Source organism: Vibrio paucivorans, from assembly GCF_054053395.1.
This window is the reverse complement of the sequence record NZ_CM133231.1, coordinates 809228-824457: the sequence shown is the minus strand read 5'-3', so window position 1 is coordinate 824457 and position 15230 is coordinate 809228. Positions and strand designations below refer to the sequence as shown.

Genomic DNA, 15230 nt, shown 5'->3' with positions numbered 1-15230 from the left:
CGTACAAAGCAAGATAAAGCTTCTTACGTTAAACGTAAGGCAGCTTTAGAGCGCATTTTGGAACATGAAAGTGTTGTTAGTAACCTGGCTCAGTATTTTGATCCAGATTGCAGCTCTCCGACGGTACAATATGATAAGCCAGTGACATCTGACGACTTTGCTCGTTACGATCGTACCGATGAGCACAGCAATAAAATTAGCCTGAATCAGCAACAGAGAAAAGCATTCCAGCAACTATTAAGTAACGGGCCTCTTTCAATGTTACAAGGCCCCCCTGGGACAGGTAAGACGGAATTCATTGCGGCCTTTGTACACCACTTGATAGAAAAGCAGAATGTAAAAAATATTCTTCTAGTTAGTCAATCGCATGAAGCCGTTAATACGGCAGCAGAAAGGATTCGCAAGCACTGTTCTCGTCTTGACACGGAACTGGATGTTGTTCGATTTAGTAACCGAGAAGGTGCAGTTTCAACGGGACTTAAAGATGTTTACTCAAATGCGATAGTTGCAGAAAAAAGAGAGTTGTTTAGAGCTGAAGCGAAGTATCGAGTTGCATCATTGTCTCAAGCTCTTGGCTTACAGGCTGATTTTTTGACTGATTTGGTGGAAGCTGAGTTCACTTTGTTTAAGCAGATTGATACTTTGCATAAATCATTGGAGTCGATCAAGGATGGGGGGCTTGAAAAAGATGAGCTGCACATCATTAAGAAAAATGTAGTTGAATTAGATGCGACTATCCGCGAGGCATTAAGTAACAAATATGGCATTAGTTACGATGAAAATTTAGATGTTCGGAATGCAAAAACCAAGGTGATTCAGTACTTATGTTCGAGATATTCAGTTCGGCCTGACGAAGCAAAAAAAGCTATCGCATTAGCCAATATCTCAGGCGATATGTTAGACGTACTTGAAACTGAGCGTGTCAATTATGATGAGTTTTTTGCTCGTTCTAGACAATTAGTGACTGGTACTTGTGTCGGTATAGGACAACGTCATTTAGGTATCGCTGATAATCAATACGACTGGGTTATTATCGATGAAGCAGCTCGTTCTATAGCGAGTGAGCTAGCTATAGCGATGCAATCGGGCAAAAGAATTTTACTCGTCGGTGACCATCAACAATTACCGCCTTTGTATTCTGATGCGCATAAAAAAGCATTGGCTCTTAAACTTGGCTTGGCCGACAAAGAGATTGACCTCGATGCAGTCTTGCAAAGTGATTTCGCGAGAGCGTTCGAATCACCCTACGGTAAGCAAGCTGGCGCATCCTTGTTGACTCAGTACCGTATGGCACCACCTATTGGAAACATCGTTTCGGATACCTTTTATAAAGGTGAACTACAAAATGGTGAGCGTAAAGTTCCTGACATCTATGGTACTGCGCCAGAAATGCTTCAAAGTGTGGTTTCTTGGGTCGATACATCGCATTTGGGTGACAAGGCATACCATCGAGGGGATCGTGGTGTCAGTATATATAACCGAACAGAAGCAGATATTATTATTAACCTATTAAAAGATATCGCTAATAAACCTGAGTTTGTCTCGGAGCTAAAGGGTGTGGTGAAAAAAGGTGAAGCGGCCATTGGTGTTATTTGTATGTATGGCGAACAAAAAAGGCTAATTCGCCAAAAGTTCAAAGAAATAGAGTGGAGCGATGATTTCAAGGATCTTATTAAGATTGATACTGTTGATAGTTATCAAGGTAAAGAAAATAGGGTCATTATCCTCTCTGTGACTCGCTCAAGTCGCGATAAGAAACCAAAATTTTTGAGAACTCCGAATCGTATTAATGTTGCAATTTCTAGGGCAATGGATCGGTTGATGATTGTTGGTTCAACCCATATGTGGCAGGGAAACAATAGTAAGCTGCCGTTAGGTAAAGTACTAAGTTACATATCTGGGCAAGCTAAGGACTCGTCTGACTATCGTATCCACAAAATCAATTGCGATCTCAATGGAGTTAAATAATGACTGAAGAAATTAGATTAAATTATCATGAAGTTGATTTTATAGTGCCTGCTCAGCGTTTTAACTTCCGCTTTTCTTACGTGACTAAGCAGGGACTTTCGTTCATAAGGGAGTTTGTGCTGAGATTGGTGCAACTAGCACCTATGAAACCATCTCAAATTGCAACATATTTGGGTTTAAATAAGCTTGAAGTTAATGAAGCTATTGGTGATTTGATGGATAAAGGAGACCTTGTTTTCAACGAGCAAGGCCTAGTTCAACTCACCCAGCAATCAGCGGGCTATTTCGAGGGTATTGGTAAACCGCCTAAAACCAACTCGATCCAAGAAACCGGTGCTGCGCTTTCATTTGAGCTTTGCGGCTTTAACTGCATAGGGAATAAACGCAGTTCGGGTGGGTGGCATGCTGGCATCAAGTTATCCGTTGATAATAAGAAACTATCCGAAACAGAAGGGTTAGCAAAGTCAAACTTTCAAAAGAGTTTCTATCAATTATTAGATAATGAATACTTAAAAGGTGTTCGTGCAGAAGGAAATGAACGGCCTAGCATTTATACGATTGATTCTGTTAGTAAACTAACACAAGATCCAATGCGTTTAACGACTTACTTTGCAATTGATCAAGAAGGTAAAGCTATTGAACGAGATGACTTTGACAGTTTAGATGACTCCTCTGAAGTGCATGAAGCAATAACTATTGCCTTAAATCAATCTCAGAAGGGCCAGAACATCCAAGAGATCGGTTTAGCTATGAAATCTTTTGGTGATACTTGGACAAAAGATATATTCAATAGCAACTCGATAGATATTGCGGCATTGGGACATCGTTATGCAGAAGCTTTGCTTGATGATAAAAAAGAAATCCCATTTGTGGGCCCTATTTATGCTGGCAATAACTGGGAACATATTCGAAAGATCTTGAAGAACCTTCCAACATCTTTCATGAAGTCAAAGGAAAAAGCTGTAAAGCAACTAACGTGGATTGCTCCTTCTGATGTTTTTTGGGGAAAAAGTAAAAAGCTAGAGTATTGTTTCAATGAAATAGAACACGCGCAGCTTACACAAGAAAAGAATCCTCAACGTATATATACCCCCTCCATTTTTCTTCCGTTGTCAGATATATCGGATAGACGAGCGATTGGTACCTGGAAAAATGAATTTAGGAAGGGCTCAAATAACCTCTATGGACTAATTGAGGGCTTTCTTGGGGGAAGTGTAGAGGTCATTGTGCTAGAGGGAACTTTCGCCGTTGTATGCTACCACGTGTCAAGGCCAGAAACGCACCCGGTCAGTATTCCAGTTGGTTTCATAACAACGAATTTAAAATTGATAGATACTATTTCTAATATTGCGCAAGACTACATTAGTGGCTCTTCTTCATTCAATAAGAAGCATAATTTAGGGTTGTTAGATAAACTATGACATACACGGAAGACGCTTTAGTAGAGCAACCAGCGATTAACCTTTTTTCTGAGCTAGCTTGGAATACGGTGACTTGTTGGGATGAGGTTTTTGGGTCGCTAGGAGACGATAGCCTTGCCAAGAATCCGCAATTTTTGGGCAGAGAAACTCGTAATGATGTCGTTTTATTTTCAAGGTTAAAAATTGCACTTCTAAAGCTGAATCCAGATGTGAATACGCTTGTAATTCAAGAGGCGATTGACCAAATATCACGAGATAGAAGTGCAATGACGGCTATTTCAGCGAATGAAGAGGTTTATGAGCTGTTAACTAATGGCTATGTATACACCACAAACGCTGAAGATGAAGAAGACTGCGTTGTACAGTATATCGATTGGTCCAATGCAAGTAACAATGACTTTCTGCTTTGTAGCCAAATGAGCATTACCGGCGAAATTGAAACTCGTCGTCCTGACTTGATCGGTTTTGTTAATGGAATACCTCTTGTTTTTATCGAGCTTAAAGCAAGTCATAAAAATCTGTTAACGGCATATAAAAACAACCTTTCTGACTATAAAAATACGATTCCTCAGCTGTTTACTTACAACCAGATCATTATTCTATCTAATGGTGTGCAGTCTAAGGTTGGTTCAATATCTAGCCAATGGGAGCACTTTGCTGAATGGAAGAAGATTGAGAATGAAAATGAACAGCGTAGGGTCAGCCTAGAAGTAGTGATCCGTGGTGTATGTGAACAAAATCGTCTTTTAGACCTTATTGAAAACTACACCCTATTTGTCAAAACTAAACATACTGTAAAAATTATTGCGAAATATCATCAGTATTTAGGTGTTAATCAAGCTTTGTCCGGCCTAACTAACGTTAAGGAACGAGCTGGTCAGTTGGGTGTTTTTTGGCACACCCAAGGCAGTGGCAAAAGCTTTTCAATGGTATTTTTCTGTAAAAAAGCATTTCGCAAATACACTGGTAACTGGACGTTCGTATTAGTCACAGATAGAACGGATTTAGACGACCAAATATACAAAACTTTCAACTCAGCTGGCATTGTGACTGAAAACTGCCAGGCAGACTCCGGTGCAGAGTTAAAAGCCCTACTCGGTGAAGATCATCGATTTGTGTTTACCTTGATCCAAAAGTTTAAAGGCGATGAGAAAGGCAATTTTCCTGTACTTTCAGAGCGTGATGACATCATCGTGATTACCGACGAAGCACACCGTAGCCAATATGACTCATTGGCGATGAACATGCGCAATGCTATGCCAAATGCCTCATTCATGGCATTTACGGGTACGCCGTTGTTAGCTGGTGAAGCAAAAACACAAGAAGTGTTTGGTGACTACATCAGTATTTATAACTTTGCCGATGCTGTGGATGATGGCGCAACATTACCACTCTATTATGAAAACCGTGTACCTGAAGTATCAGTATCGAGTGATACTATCGGTGAGGATATTGCAGAGATTCTTGAGCAAGCTGATCTTACCGATGAACAGGAAACTCGTTTAGAAAATGAATTTTCCAAGGCTTATCATATTATTACACGCGATGACCGATTGGAAACCATTGCTTCTGACTTGGTCGATCATTACATAAACCGAGATGTGTTTAGTGATGGCATGTTAGGTAAAGCTATGGTGGTTTCGATTGATAAAGCAACCACCATCAAGATGTATGACAAAGTTCAATCAGCGTGGAAGACAAAACTCAATAGCCTTAAGACACAGGCAAAATATGCCTCAGGTAGTAGGCTAAACAAACTTAAGTTCCAAATTGAGCACATGGAAACGACCGATATGGCAGTGGTCGTTTCTGGTGGTCAAAATGACGATGAACGTCTTGCTAAGAAAGGTCTAGATTACAAACCTCACAGAGAACGCTTCCTAAAGGAAAAAATTGACGAAAAATTCAAAGACCCTGAAGATAACTTAAGAATCGTCTTTGTATGTGCAATGTGGTTAACCGGGTTTGATGCACCATCAGTTTCAACGCTTTACTTAGATAAGCCCTTAAAAAGCCATACGCTGATGCAAACTATCGCACGAGCAAACCGTGTATATGAAGGAAAATCGGCAGGGCAGATAGTCGATTACATAAACATATTCAGTGCGTTGCAACAAGCCTTAGGATTATATGGCGGTGGGGTAGCAGAAGGTGGGGCTACTTATAAAGTCGATAGTCCAGCAAAAGATAAGTCTGAACTGGTAGCAGCTTTAGGCGTAGCTATCAATGAGCTAATCGTATTCTTAAAGGGCGTTGATATTGACCTAAACCAGATCGTATCAGCTCCAGCCGATGGATTTACCAAATTATCACTACTGGATAATGCTAGTGAAATTCTTCTAGAGCCTAAGAATAAAGAAGAGTTTACATCCTTCTTGAGACAGATAAATCGTATTTTTAAAGCGATCATGCCTGATGATAGTGCTAACCAGTATGTGCCATACCGAATTGCTATCAATATCATCTATTCTCAAATGCGTTTGAAGTCTGGCTTGTCCATTGATGATGAGGATGTCTTAGATGTTGTTCGTAATCAGGTCAACGAGTTGCTAGATGAATCGATATCTACAATCAAGATTCAAAGCAACTTACCTGAGCCGGTGAACATAGCGAATATCGACTTTGATGCGTTAGCGACAATGGTAGCCAAGGTTGAAAAGCCGAAGCAATCTGATGCAGAAAAACTAAAGAACCTCATTGAGCGTAAGTTGCAGCCTATGGTGCTTAAAAATAAAACGCGTCAAGATTTACAGCAGAAGTTTCAAGAGCTAATCGAAGCGTATAACCTAGGAGCCTACACCGCAGAAGAGTTTTTCAATCGTTTAAGAGAGTTCATAACTGAATTGGAACATGAAGAAAAACGTACTGTACGCGAAGGCTTAACGGAAGAAGAATTGGCAGTATACGACTTGATGGTTCAAGAGGCTCCTTTGACCGACAAGGAACGTAATCAAGTCAAAGAGATAGCCAAAGTTCTTACCGAAAAAATGAAAGAACTTTTGGTGATTGACTGGCGCAAAAAACAACGTACCAAAGCTAGAGTTAAAAATATGATTGAGGAAGTATTGGATAGCTTACCTGAGTCTTATGACGATGACCTATGGCCCAAAACTTGTAGTGAGGTGTATATGCATATCTTTGAAAAATATCCTGGACAGGGGCAGAGTCCCTATACACACTAGCAACATTGCATGCGTATATTTTCACACGCAATCCGCTAGGCAAAGGGAATGAGCTTAACTATTACGGGATTTGATAAATACTCCATCGTTTCAGTATGGGACTTGCCTTGTATGGTTCGTAAATTATAGAGCGGTGAGCCACAAGCCTCATTAAATCGACGACTCGACACCAGCGCACCACCTAAAAAAATAGACAAACCGAAGTTTGTCTATTTTTTAAATCCACCACTCTCAGATTTCGTCTAAAAAGCGAGGTTTGTCTACTTTTTAATTACTTTGTCTAAATTTTTAATACTCAGACACATACTACAAATTAATCTTCGTAGTTATCGATGCTTGGGCACGAGCAGATTAGGTTACGGTCACCGTATACGTTGTCTACACGGTTAACTGTTGGCCAGTACTTAGAAAGCTTAGTTGCTGCTGTTGGGAAACAACCTAGCTCACGTGGGTACGGGCGGTCCCATTCTTCGCTAGACAGGTCTACTTGCGTGTGTGGAGCGTTCACAAGAGGGTTGTTGTCTAGTGGCCAAGCGCCTTCTTTCACTGCTGTCATTTCGTGGCGGATCGCGATCATTGCTTCACAGAAACGGTCTAGCTCTTCTAAGTCTTCTGACTCAGTTGGCTCTACCATTAGTGTGCCAGCAACAGGGAACGACATAGTTGGCGCGTGGAAACCATAGTCCATTAGACGCTTCGCAATGTCTTCTTCGCTGATGCCTGTTTCTTCTTTCAGTGGGCGAATGTCGATAATACATTCGTGTGCCACACGACCGTTGTTACCACGGTATAGAACAGGGTAGTGAGGGCGAAGCATTTCCATTACGTAGTTCGCGTTTAGGATTGCTACTTTCGTTGCTTCAGTTAGGCCAGGTTCGCCCATCATTGCAATGTAAGCCCAAGAAATTGGTAGGATTGATGCGCTACCAAGATCTGCCGCAGATACTGCGTAATCGCTACCTTGAACACCGTTTTCGATGTGGCCAGGTAGGAATGGTGCTAGGTGTGATTTCACACCAATAGGTCCCATACCAGGACCGCCACCACCGTGTGGAATACAGAATGTTTTGTGTAGGTTTAGGTGAGAAACGTCTGAACCGATGAAGCCTGGAGACGTTAGACCAACCTGTGCGTTCATGTTTGCACCGTCTAGGTAAACCTGACCGCCAGCCGCATGAACCATTTCACATACTTCTTTCACTTGCTCTTCGTATACGCCGTGCGTCGATGGGTAAGTGATCATGATGCTTGATAGGTTGTCTTTGTGCTTCTCGATCTTCGCTTCTAGATCCGCCATGTCGATATTGCCATCGTCATCACATTTCACCACAACAACTTTCATTGAAACCATTGATGCTGTAGCAGGGTTAGTACCGTGCGCAGAGCTCGGGATCAAACATACGTTACGGTGACCTTCGCCGCGGCTTGCGTGGTAACGCTGAATTGCGATTAGACCAGCATACTCACCAGATGCGCCAGAGTTTGGCTGTAGTGAGAAGTCGTCGTAGCCTGTGATTTCACATAGCTTCTCTTTTAGATCTTTTGCAAGTGCTGTATAGCCGGCTGCTTGCTTTAATGGCGCGAATGGGTGAATTGAACCGAATTCTGGCCATGTTACTGGGATCATTTCTGCTGCAGCGTTTAGCTTCATTGTACAGCTGCCCAGCGGGATCATGCCGTGCGTTAGAGAGAAGTCTTTGTTTTCTAGCTGCTTCAGGTAACGCATCATTTGCGTTTCGCTGTGGTGCGTATTGAAAACAGGGTGAGTTAGGTACTTAGACTCACGACGACAGTTTTCTGGAATCGCTGCAAACTCGTTGCCTGCAATTTCGGTTGAAAGCTGTGCAACGCTCTCTTCTACGTTGAAGATGGCAAATAGCGCTTCTACATCACCTGTTGTCGTTGTTTCATCGAAACTGATACCAATTTGGCTTGGTAGTTTACGTAGGTTGATATCAGCAGCTTGTGCTTTTGCGTAAAGCGCTTCTGTTTTGTCACCAGTATTGATGGTGATGGTGTCGAAGAAGCTGTTGTGCGCTAGTTCGTAACCAGATTTAGTTAGGCCAGCGGCTAGAATTGCTGTCATGTGGTGCGTGCGACGTGCAATAGTACGTAGACCTTCAGCACCGTGGTAAACAGCGAAGAAAGAAGCCATGTTGGCTAGTAGAGCCTGAGCTGTACAGATGTTTGATGTCGCTTTCTCGCGGCGGATGTGCTGCTCACGAGTTTGCATTGCCATGCGAAGTGCTTGGTTACCGTGAGTATCGATAGATACGCCGATGACACGACCTGGCATAGTACGCTTGTGTTTATCGCTTGTTGCCATGAATGCTGCGTGCGGACCGCCGTAACCCATAGGTACGCCGAAACGTTGCGCACTACCGATTACTACGTCTGCGCCCATTTCGCCAGCTGGCTTAAGCAGTGCGCAAGAAAGTAGGTCTGCCGCTACAGCAACAAGAGTTTTGTTTGCTTGAGCTTTTGCGATGATGTCGGTTAGATCGCGAACTTCACCGGTTGTGCCTGGGTACTGAACCAGTGCGCCGAACACGTCTTGCTCTGGTAGCGTTTCTAAAGCACCAACCATCACTTCAAAGCCGATGTACTCAGCGCGAGTTTTTACAACTTCCAGCGTCTGTGGGTGTACATCGTCGGCAACGAAGAAGACTTTGCTCTTGCTCTTACCTGCACGCTTACATAGCGTCATCGCTTCAGCGGCTGCTGTTGCTTCGTCAAGTAGAGAAGCATTCGCGATTTCCATACCAGTTAGGTCCATAACCATTTGCTGGTAGTTCAGTAGCGCTTCTAGGCGGCCTTGTGAAATCTCAGGCTGGTATGGCGTGTATGCTGTGTACCAACCTGGGTTTTCTAATACGTTACGCAGGATCACGTGTGGCGTGTAGGTGTTGTAGTAACCTTGGCCGATGAATGTGCGTTTTACTTGGTTTTGATCGGCAAACTCGCGCATTGCTGCAAGCATGTCGACTTCGCTTTTTGGCTCGGCCAATGTCATTGGCTGCTCTAGGCGAATTTGTGATGGAACGGTTTCGTCGATCAGTGCTTCTAAGCTTGTGGCGTTGATCGCTTCAAGCATTTTCTGTTGATCGGCTTTGTTTGGACCGTTGTGGCGTGCAACGAATTCGTTTTTGGTGCCCAGCTCAGCTAGTAGAGGGCTGTGAAGTAATTCAGTCATTTCTTTTACCTTCTCGCTAAGATTCTCGTATCAGTCATAGTGTGGTTATGGTTTGAAACGGTTTCAGGTAGTGCGTTGAGGACATCCTGAAGTGAACCTTAAAAAAAAGCTGCTCACTATTAAGAATAGCTGAGCAGCTTAATTTACGTCCTAATTACTCGTCTTCGATTGAGTTTAGGTATTCTTCTGCGTCTTTTAAGTTGTTTAGCTCATCAGCGTCAGAAAGTTTCACTTTAACGATCCAACCACCTTCGTATGGCTCTTCGTTGATTAGCTCTGGGCTGTCTTCTAGTTCTTCGTTGATTTCAACGATTTCACCAGTTACAGGAGCGTAGATGTCAGACGCTGCTTTTACAGACTCTACTAAAGAAAAGCTTTCGCCTGCTTCAACTTCGTCTTCAACTTCTGGTAGGTCAACGAACACTACGTCGCCTAGCATTTCTTGCGCATGCTCAGAAATACCGATAGTTACAGTACCGTCACCGTTGTCTTTTACCCACTCGTGGCTGTCTGCAAACTTCAGTGTGTTATCCATTGCTTAATCTCCAAAAATAACTTTAAGGTTTTAACTTTCAATAAATTGTTTATTGGTAAAGTGGGAAGCGGTTGCAAAGCTCTTTCACTTGTTTGCGAACGCGTTGCTCTACTTCTGGATTACCTTCTGGGCTTTCAACTAGCCCGTCTAGTACATCGCCAATCCACTCACCGATGAGTTTGAATTCTTCACTGCCGAAACCACGGCTGGTTCCTGCTGGCGTACCCAAACGGATACCCGATGTAATCATAGGTTTCTCTGTGTCAAATGGGATGCCATTTTTGTTACATGTGATCCCTGCACGCTCTAGCGCTTCTTCTGCCTTGTTACCTTTCAGGCCTTTAGGGCGAAGGTCAACCAGCATTAGGTGCGTGTCAGTTCCGCCAGTCACAATGTCACAACCGCGAGTTTGCAACACTTCAGCCAGAACTTTTGCGTTATTGATCACTGAATCAATATAAGTCTTAAACTCAGGTCCCAATGCTTCACCAAAAGCCACGGCTTTTGCTGCGATAACGTGCATCAGTGGGCCACCTTGTAGGCCTGGGAATACTGCTGAGTTGATCTTTTTGATGATGTCTTCGTGGTTAGTCAGAATCATACCGCCGCGAGGGCCACGAAGTGTTTTATGTGTTGTTGTCGTAACAACGTGTGCGTGTGGAAGTGGGCTAGGGTGAGCACCTGTCGCGATAAGGCCAGCAATGTGCGCCATATCAACCATTAGGATTGCGCCAACTTCATCAGCAATTGCACGGAACTTAGCAAAATCGATAGTACGAGGAATTGCACTACCACCTGCAATGATCATTTTAGGTTGGTGTTCTTTAGCAAGCTCTAAAACCGCATCGTAGTCGATTTCTAGAGTATCGCGGTCTACACCATATTGAACGGCATTAAACCATTTGCCAGAAAGCGCTGGGCGCGCACCGTGTGTTAGGTGGCCACCTGCATCCAAAGACATACCAAGAATTGTGTCACCTGGCTGAAGAAGTGCCAGTTTTACTGCGCCGTTTGCCTGAGCGCCAGAGTGAGGCTGTACGTTAGCAAATTCGCAGTCAAATAGCTTTTTAGCACGCTCGATAGCAATGGCTTCAACGGTATCTACGTGTTCACAACCACCGTAGTAGCGACGGCCTGGGTAGCCTTCTGCGTATTTGTTCGTTAGGCAAGTGCCTTGGGCTTGCATAACCGCTTTAGAAACGATGTTCTCAGAAGCGATTAATTCGATTTGTTCGTTTTGACGTGCGTTTTCCGCTTGGATTCCAGCGAATACAGCGTCATCTGTAGCAGCAAGGTTGGTGGTGAAAAAACTATCTAAGCTATGGTTTTGATATGCTTTGTTCATGGTAGATGACCTTCCAATTTCGTAGCAAGCTGGCTTTCTTGTTGTTGCTCGCTAGGTCTTTCGTTTATTACTGCCTCAAAAACTCTCTTTCAAAGCAGGGCGAATATGTCCCTAAATATGGGTAAAAACAGGCCTGACCAAAGGTTAAATTAAGCAGTTAGTCAAACCAGCAATAGCATCTCTTCATCTAACAAGTCGATAACATACCCCCTGAGTAACGAACAATCAATCAAAAATTTCCTATAGGAAACCTAGTTTCCATTTCTGTTACCGAGAGCACGCTTTATTTTGTTGTGTGGTCTTTAATCAACAAGTCGCTTCATGCAACAATGAAATTCATAAACAGGAAGTAGAAAAATAAAAGAGGGACATGTATGTCTGAAGACATCTACGACGAGTACCCATCCTTAACGTTGGCGAAAGAGTCAACGGATCAGAACATCGAACCGCTTAAGCTTGGCCAACGAATTAAAGACCTGCGAGCCAAGATGGGGCTCACTCTAGAAGAGGCGAGCCAACGCACAGGATTAGCGCGTTCTACTCTAAGTAAAATAGAGAACGAACAGATCTCTCCAACTTTCCAAGCGATGCAGAAATTGGCGGTTGGTTTGCAGATAGATATGCCGCAACTCTTTGAGCCACCTAGAAAAAAAGTAGCGACAGGCCGCCGTGATATTTCTAGGGCAGGGCAAGGAAAACCACATCCTACGCCAACTTACGAGCACGAATTACTGGCGACTCAACTTTCCAATAAGAAAATGATGCCGTTCAAAAGTCGTGTTCACGCGCGCAATTTTGAAGAGTACAACGACTGGGTTCGCCATGATGGTGAAGAGTTTTTACTGATTCTTTCCGGTGATGTTTTGTTCTACTCAGAATTCTATGAACCGGTTGCGATGAGCGAAGGCGATAGCGTGTATTACGATGCCAATATGGGGCATATGTTGGTGTCGACCAGCGAAGAAGATGCGCACATTTTATGGGTCACAGCGAAATAGAAACAATTTTTTGAAATTTCCTATAGTGAAAGCAAACGTTTGCTTTTGTTGCTAACATGAATAAACGAGCGCCGATTTGATGCTAAATACATCAAATCGGCGCTTTTCTTTTAGCTTCTAGATTGTAATCGGCTTGTTAAATGTCACATTTTGAGCTGTTTGAATCTTGTTAATAGTGAAAAAGAAGCGCAAGCTTGTTTATTATAGGAAACACAGTTTCCAGTATGGAAAATTCACAGGTAGGTCTTTAGTACGGTTGTGTATTGAATGAACAATATTCACGTGCGCTTTAAAACGACTTACCCATAAGTAAGCTGCCAGCCGAATCTATGAGTCGGCCCAATGGAGAAGAAAATGACTCAAGAAAACGTGAGCCAAGAACTACTGAAAACCCCATTACACGCACTACACGTAGAAGTAGGCGCAAAAATGGTACCGTTCGCAGGTTATGATATGCCAGTGCAATACCCTCTGGGTGTTAAGAAAGAGCATCTACACACTCGTGATGCTGCTGGTCTTTTTGATGTGTCACACATGGGCCAACTTCGTTTACACGGTGAAGGCGCAGCTGCATTCCTAGAAACGCTTGTTCCTGTCGATATTATCGATCTTCCATCAGGTAACCAACGTTATGCTTTCTTTACTAATGAGCAAGGCGGCATTATGGATGACCTAATGGTGGCGAACTTAGGTGACCACCTATTTGTTGTTGTAAACGCAGCTTGTAAAGATCAGGACATTACTCACCTTCAAGCACATCTTCCAGAAGGCGTAGAGTTAGAAATCATTGAAGATCGTGCGTTGCTAGCGCTTCAAGGCCCTAAAGCATCACAAGTATTTGCACGCCTTCAGCCAGCAGTTGCTGATATGATCTTCATGGATGTGAAAACACTAGAAGTTGACGGTGTAGAGTGCATCGTAAGCCGTAGTGGTTACACTGGTGAAGATGGCTACGAAATCTCAGTACCAGCAACTCACGCAGAAGCGTTAGCGCGTAAACTAACCGCTGAAGAAGAAGTAGAGTGGATTGGTTTGGGTGCTCGTGATTCACTGCGCTTAGAGTGTGGCCTGTGTCTATATGGTCACGATCTGGACACAACAACAACGCCAGTAGAAGCAAGCTTACTATGGGGCATTCAAAAAATTCGTCGTAATGGTGGTGAGCGTGCGGGAGGTTTCCCTGGTGCAGATATCATCCTTACTCAGATTGAAACAAAAGATGTGTCTCGTAAGCGTGTTGGTTTAGTTGGTCAAACTAAAGCGCCAGTACGTGAAGGTGCAGAGCTATTCGATGCGGAAGGTAACAAAGTAGGTGTTGTTACGAGTGGTACTGCTGGCCCGAACGCAGGTAAGCCAGTTTCGATGGCGTATGTACGTGCTGACTTGGCTGCTATCGGCACAGAGCTATTCGCTGAAGTACGTGGTAAACAGCTACCAATGACAGTAGAAAAAATGCCGTTTGTTCCTCAGCGTTACTACCGCGGTTAAGTTATAATTACATAATGTGATCAATGATAGGAGACAATGTATTATTGTTTCCTATCATTCTTTCAAACGGTACGATAGGCGTTCTAGAGAAAGGAATCCATTATGAACAAAAAAGCCTTACTTATTGCGGCCTGCTCAGTCAGCGCTACCTCTTTTGCCGCAGATATTAGCCCTTATATCGTCAATGGCTCAAGTGCCTCTGTATCGACTTACCCTTCTTTTGCTAGCTTGGTTTATGATCGCATCGACTACGATGGTGTGTATTCTGTTGCTCCCTATTGTGGCGCGACGATTCTCGATGCTCAGCATGTATTAACCGCCGCTCACTGTATTTTTGATGGTGAGGGTAATTTGAGTGAAGAAACGGTGCTGTTTACTGCCATAGTCCCTCAGCTTCAAGATGAATCTGATTATCCAGATGGCAATATTCAACGCATTATGGCGAGTGAGTTTTACTACCACCCGAGTTATTCAGACTCTAGTAATGATCTATGGGCAAACGATATTGCGATCATTAAGCTGTCATCGGCAATGAACATCGATACAGTGAATGACGTCGTGAACCGTCCAACCAACGAGACGTACCAAAATGCGGCTAATACCTTTCACGCGGTAGGTCATGGTAATACTCGAACTAATGTTGATACCAGCACTGAACTTCTATATACCACGCTGACTTATGTCTCCACAGCGAGCTGCCAAAGTGATTACAATGTGACAGATACCCAGCTTGTTTTTCTGGTGACTTTAGTATCTTTAGTGGCCTAGACAACAGTACCTGCCAAGGGGATTCAGGCGGCCCTGTCTACTGGAACAACAGCGGCGAATGGGTACAAGTTGGTATTACCAGTTTTGGCCCAACAACGTGTGGCAACGGTACGACGAACGCAGACGTGACTTCAGTTTTCACTGAGATTTATGACTACCAAAGTTGGATTGATAGTGTGTTGGCTGGCAATGAAACCGCCAATTACGTTGCAACAGATGCGAAGCGCAACAGTTATTTAGGGACAAGTGGAACAAGTAGTTCTTCTGGCGGCGGTTCGATAGGTTGGCTAACGTTAATCCTATTGCCATTGCTAAGGCGCTTTGCTCAATAA

General features: G+C 43.5%; 8 protein-coding genes and 1 pseudogene. 6 read left to right on the top strand and 3 right to left on the bottom strand.

Translation table 11 applies throughout. The features are described from left to right. Positions 1 to 57 precede the first annotated feature (57 nt). The 3 genes from ACXABW_RS19000 to ACXABW_RS18990 are packed head-to-tail and all read left to right on the top strand — an operon-like array spanning position 58 to position 6571. Complete coding sequence (locus ACXABW_RS19000) at positions 58 to 1968, top strand: AAA domain-containing protein (protein WP_457526997.1); 1911 nt, start codon at positions 58 to 60, stop codon at positions 1966 to 1968. Then, on the top strand, positions 1968 to 3389 hold the full coding sequence (locus tag ACXABW_RS18995; protein ID WP_457526995.1) for a hypothetical protein: 1422 nt from the start codon (positions 1968 to 1970) through the stop codon (positions 3387 to 3389). Before ACXABW_RS19000 ends, ACXABW_RS18995 begins: the two co-directional genes overlap by 1 nt. Next, positions 3386 to 6571 (top strand): type I restriction endonuclease subunit R, encoded by a 3186-nt coding sequence (locus ACXABW_RS18990; protein ID WP_457526993.1) that lies wholly within the window; start codon positions 3386 to 3388, stop codon positions 6569 to 6571. Before ACXABW_RS18995 ends, ACXABW_RS18990 begins: the two co-directional genes overlap by 4 nt. Positions 6572 to 6884: 313 nt before the next feature. On the opposite strand, the gene gcvP is transcribed toward ACXABW_RS18990, so the two are convergent. The 3 genes from gcvP to ACXABW_RS18975 form a co-directional block, all read right to left on the bottom strand. Beyond that, positions 6885 to 9764 (bottom strand): aminomethyl-transferring glycine dehydrogenase, encoded by a 2880-nt coding sequence (gcvP, locus tag ACXABW_RS18985; protein ID WP_457526991.1) that lies wholly within the window; start codon positions 9762 to 9764, stop codon positions 6885 to 6887. Between the two features lie 154 nt (positions 9765 to 9918). Then, positions 9919 to 10299: a glycine cleavage system protein GcvH gene (gene gcvH, locus ACXABW_RS18980; RefSeq protein ID WP_252031766.1), complete on the bottom strand. Its 381-nt coding sequence runs from the start codon at positions 10297 to 10299 to the stop codon at positions 9919 to 9921. A gap of 49 nt (positions 10300 to 10348) precedes the next feature. Next, positions 10349 to 11644 carry a serine hydroxymethyltransferase gene (locus ACXABW_RS18975; protein WP_252031765.1) on the bottom strand — a complete coding sequence of 432 codons (1296 nt, stop codon included), beginning with the start codon at positions 11642 to 11644 and terminating at the stop codon, positions 10349 to 10351. Between the two features lie 374 nt (positions 11645 to 12018). On the opposite strand from ACXABW_RS18975, the gene ACXABW_RS18970 reads away from it, so the two are divergent. From ACXABW_RS18970 to ACXABW_RS18960, 3 genes and pseudogenes are all read left to right on the top strand, one after another. Further along, positions 12019 to 12642: a helix-turn-helix domain-containing protein gene (locus ACXABW_RS18970; protein WP_265686975.1), complete on the top strand. Its 624-nt coding sequence runs from the start codon at positions 12019 to 12021 to the stop codon at positions 12640 to 12642. Between the two features lie 354 nt (positions 12643 to 12996). Continuing rightward, positions 12997 to 14130 carry a glycine cleavage system aminomethyltransferase GcvT gene (gene gcvT, locus ACXABW_RS18965; protein ID WP_457526988.1) on the top strand — a complete coding sequence of 378 codons (1134 nt, stop codon included), beginning with the start codon at positions 12997 to 12999 and terminating at the stop codon, positions 14128 to 14130. A 102-nt stretch (positions 14131 to 14232) separates the two neighbouring features. Next, positions 14233 to 15230 (top strand): annotated as a pseudogene (locus ACXABW_RS18960) (S1 family peptidase).